This is a genomic window from Pseudotabrizicola sp., from assembly GCF_030656345.1.
Taxonomy (GTDB): Bacteria; Pseudomonadota; Alphaproteobacteria; order Rhodobacterales; family Rhodobacteraceae; genus Pseudotabrizicola.
Map to the genome: position 1 here is coordinate 1 of NZ_JAUSNR010000003.1, position 3626 is coordinate 3626.

Below are 3626 nucleotides of genomic sequence, written 5' to 3' on the forward strand. Positions count from 1 at the left end.
TGGGGTCGAATGCCGGACGGGGCAGGATCGTATCATAAGGCGCTTTGGCGGTGCCTTTTCATGATTTCGAGCACGGTGTTCTTGCTGATGGCGAGATCGCGGGCGATCCAGCGGTAGGATCTTCCCACCGCGACTGCATTGACGACCTTTTCCGCGACCTTGTCGGACTTGGGGCGCTGGCCCGGCTGTCGGCCGAGCTTCTTTCCACGCGCGCGGGCGGCGGCGAGGCCTGACTTCACCCGCTCGCTCAGCAGATCTCGCTCGAACTGGGCAATGCCGGCCAGGAGCGTCGCCATCATCCGTCCATGCGGGGTGTCCAGTTCGAAGGTCATGCCGCTCATGGCGACGACTGAAACCTTCCAACCCGCCAGCCGATGCAGGGTATCGAGAAGGTCTTGGGTCGACCGCCCCCAACGCGAAAGCTCCGTCACCAGCACAGCGTCGATCTGTCGGGCTTGGGCCAGCTCGATGATCTGGTTCCGCGCGGCCCGGCTCGCCACGGTGCCTGAGGCGGTTTCCTTGAAGACGCCGACCACCTCGTATCCGCCACGCTCGGCGAAGGCTGTCAGATCATCCACCTGACGTTCGCAGGACTGATCCGACGTGGAGACCCGGGCATAGAGGGCCGCGCGCTGTCCCAATTGGACCTCCTCAAGATTTCCGGTTGCAAGTCGTTGATTTTGCTGGTGCGAACTGTGTCCTGAACAGACTAATGATTAAGCGGGACGCACTCAATGCCAAGACGTCAAATTCTGACCGATCGCCAGCGTTCATCCTTGTTTGACCTGCCGACAGATAGCGCGACCTTGCTGCATCACTACACGCTTGCTGACGATGATCTTGAGCAGATCCGCCGTCGCCGCCAATCACACAATCGCCTTGGCTTTGCCCTGCAGCTTTGCGCATTCCGCTATCCCGGCAGGCTTCTGTCTCCCGGCGAAGTGATCCCCATCAACGTAGCCAAGTTCATCGCTGCGCAACTTGGCGAGAGGGCCGACGACCTTTGCTCTTATGCTGAGACAGACGTCACGCGCCGAAGGCATCTTGTCGATTTGCGCGCAATCTACGGCTACAAGATGTTCACGGGTCGAGGGTCGCGCGACCTGAAGGCGTGGCTGGAGCGTGCTGCGGAAGCCACACGATCGAATGAGGATCTGGCGCGCCGCTTGGTCGAGCGGTGCCGCGCGACCAAGACCGTCCTGCCCGGGATCAGCATCATTGAACGTCTTTGCGCGGATGCACTGGTCGCCGCTGAGCGCCGTATCGAGGTCCGGATCGCCGATCGTCTGGACAATGCCATGCGGGCCGAGCTTGATGCCCTTCTGACGGAAGATGCCGGCGGCTCGGTCACGCGATTTGTCTGGCTACGCCAGTTCGAGGTGGGTCAGAACTCGGCCGACATGAACCGTCTTCTCGACCGGCTCGAATTCCTGCAGGGCCTTGGGTTGGCCGAGACGGTCCTGGCCGGTGTGCCGCCCCACCGGCTTGCCCGCCTGCGAAGGCAGGGAGAGCGCTACTTCGCGGGTGATCTGCGGGACATCTCCGGCGACCGCCGTCTCGCCATCCTTGCCGTCTGCGCGTTGGAATGGCGCAGCGCCATTGCCGACGCCATTGTGGAAACCCATGACCGGATCGTCGGTAAGACGTGGCGCGAGGCGAAATCACGATGTGACGCCCGTGCGGAAGATGCCAAGGCGGCGCTGAAGGACACCTTGCAGTCCTTCGCCACCCTCGGCTCGGCGCTGCTGGAGGCCCATGAAGATCGCGCATCGCTCGAGGAGGCCGTCGACAATGCCGGTGGCTGGTTATCCCTCAAGGGGCTGGTCGCGACAGCGGCCCAGTTGACCGACACCCTGGCCGCCGACCCTCTGGCGCATGTCGGACATGGGTATCATCGCTTCCGCCGCTACGCACCGCGCATGCTGCGGGCGCTCGACATTCGCGCAGCGCCCGTGGCGGAACCGCTGCTGGCGGCGAGCACGATCATCGCGGGCACGGAGACGACGGAGGTCCTGCCACTGGCGTTTCTGCGCCGGGGGTCGAAGTGGTTGCGGCACCTGAACGCGGATGGACTCGATGCAGGCCGTCTGTGGGAAGTCGCGGTTCTGTTCCATCTGCGGGAATCCTTCCGCTCGGGCGATGTCTGGCTCGCCCATTCCCGGCGGTTTGGCGACCTGAAGGAGGCGCTGGTTCCGGTCGAGGTCGCCCGCGCCACGCCGAGGCTGGCCATGCCGTTCGAACCCGAATCTTGGCTTTCGGATCGCAAGGCGCGTATGTCCGATGCCCTTCGCCGGTTGGCTCGAGCTGCGAAGGCCGGGGCTATTCCGGGCGGTTCCATTGAGGATGGCGTGCTGAAGGTCGACCGCCTGGCCGCGGCGGTTCCCGAGGAAGCCGGTGCCATGGTGCTGGACCTGTACGGGCGCCTGCCGGAAATCAGGGTCACGGATCTCATGCTGGAGGTGGACGATGAGGTCGGCTTCACCGAAGCCTTCACGCATCTGCATACCGGCGCGCCCTGCAAGGACAGGATCGGCCTACTGAACGTGCTGCTTGCCGAGGGGCTGAACCTCGGCCTCAGCAAGATGGCGGGGGCAACCAACACCCACGATTACTTCCAGCTCTCGCGCCTGTCGCGATGGCATGTCGAAAACGAGGCCCTGTCCAGAGCACTGGCGAAGGTGATCGAAGCGCAGTCCGCCTTGCCGATGGCCCGGTTCTGGGGGGCCGGGCAGACCGCATCGAGTGACGGGCAGTTCTTCCCGACGACACGGCAGGGCGAGGCGATGAACCTCATCAACGCCAAATACGGCCAGGAACCAGGGCTGAAGGCCTACACCCATGTCTCCGACCAGTTCGGACCCTTCGCCACCCAGACCATCCCGGCCACGGTGAACGAAGCGCCCTACATTCTGGATGGCCTGCTGATGACGGGCGCGGGCCAGAAGATCCGCGAGCAATATGCCGACACGGGCGGCTTCACCGACCATGTCTTCGCGGTCACCGCCCTTCTGGGGTTCCAGTTCATTCCCCGCATCCGGGACCTGCCATCCAAGCGCCTTTACCTCTTCGATCCGGCGGCTTGTCCCAAGGAATTGAAGGGGTTGATAGGCGGCAAGATCAAGGAGCCCCTCATCGTGGCAAACTGGCCGGATATCCTGCGCAGCGTGGCGACCATGGCCACCGGAGCCATGCAACCCAGCCAACTCTTGCGCAAGTTCGCGGCCTACCCGCGTCAGCACGAGCTGGCCTTGGCCTTGCGCGAAATCGGACGTGTCGAGCGCACGCTCTTCATTGCCGAATGGCTGCTCGATGCCGACATGCAGCGCCGCGCCCAGATCGGCCTCAACAAGGGCGAGGCCCATCATGCCCTCAAAAATGCTCTGCGCATCGGTCGTCAGGGCGAAATCCGTGATCGAACTGCCGAAGGCCAGCACTTCCGAATGGCAGGGCTAAACCTGCTCGCCGTAATCATCATCTATTGGAACACCAAGCATCTCGGCCATGCCGTCGCCAGCCGCCGACGCGCCGGTCTGGATTGCTCACCCGACCTCATGGCGCACATCTCGCCCCTCGGATGGGCACACATCCTGCTCACCGGCGAGTACAGGTGGCCGAAACGCCGTTGA

The 3626-nt window shown here is 63.6% G+C and carries 2 protein-coding genes; one reads left to right on the forward strand and one right to left on the reverse strand.

What is annotated here, in order from left to right; genetic code table 11:
* Positions 1 to 32: 32 nt before the first annotated feature.
* A complete protein-coding gene (locus Q7J44_RS01635; protein WP_304876385.1) occupies positions 33 to 641 on the reverse strand; it encodes a recombinase family protein in 609 nt (202 codons plus the stop codon).
* Positions 642 to 734: 93 nt separating this feature from the next.
* Here Q7J44_RS01635 and Q7J44_RS01640 point away from each other — a divergent pair, with 93 nt between their 5' ends.
* Positions 735 to 3626 carry a Tn3 family transposase gene (locus Q7J44_RS01640; RefSeq protein ID WP_304876387.1) on the forward strand — a complete coding sequence of 964 codons (2892 nt, stop codon included), beginning with the start codon at positions 735 to 737 and terminating at the stop codon, positions 3624 to 3626.

Coding starts and splice junctions, on each gene's coding strand:
- Q7J44_RS01640 (WP_304876387.1), top strand. CDS start 735: ATGCCAAGACGTCAAATTCTGACCGATCGCCAGCGTTCATCCTTGTTT.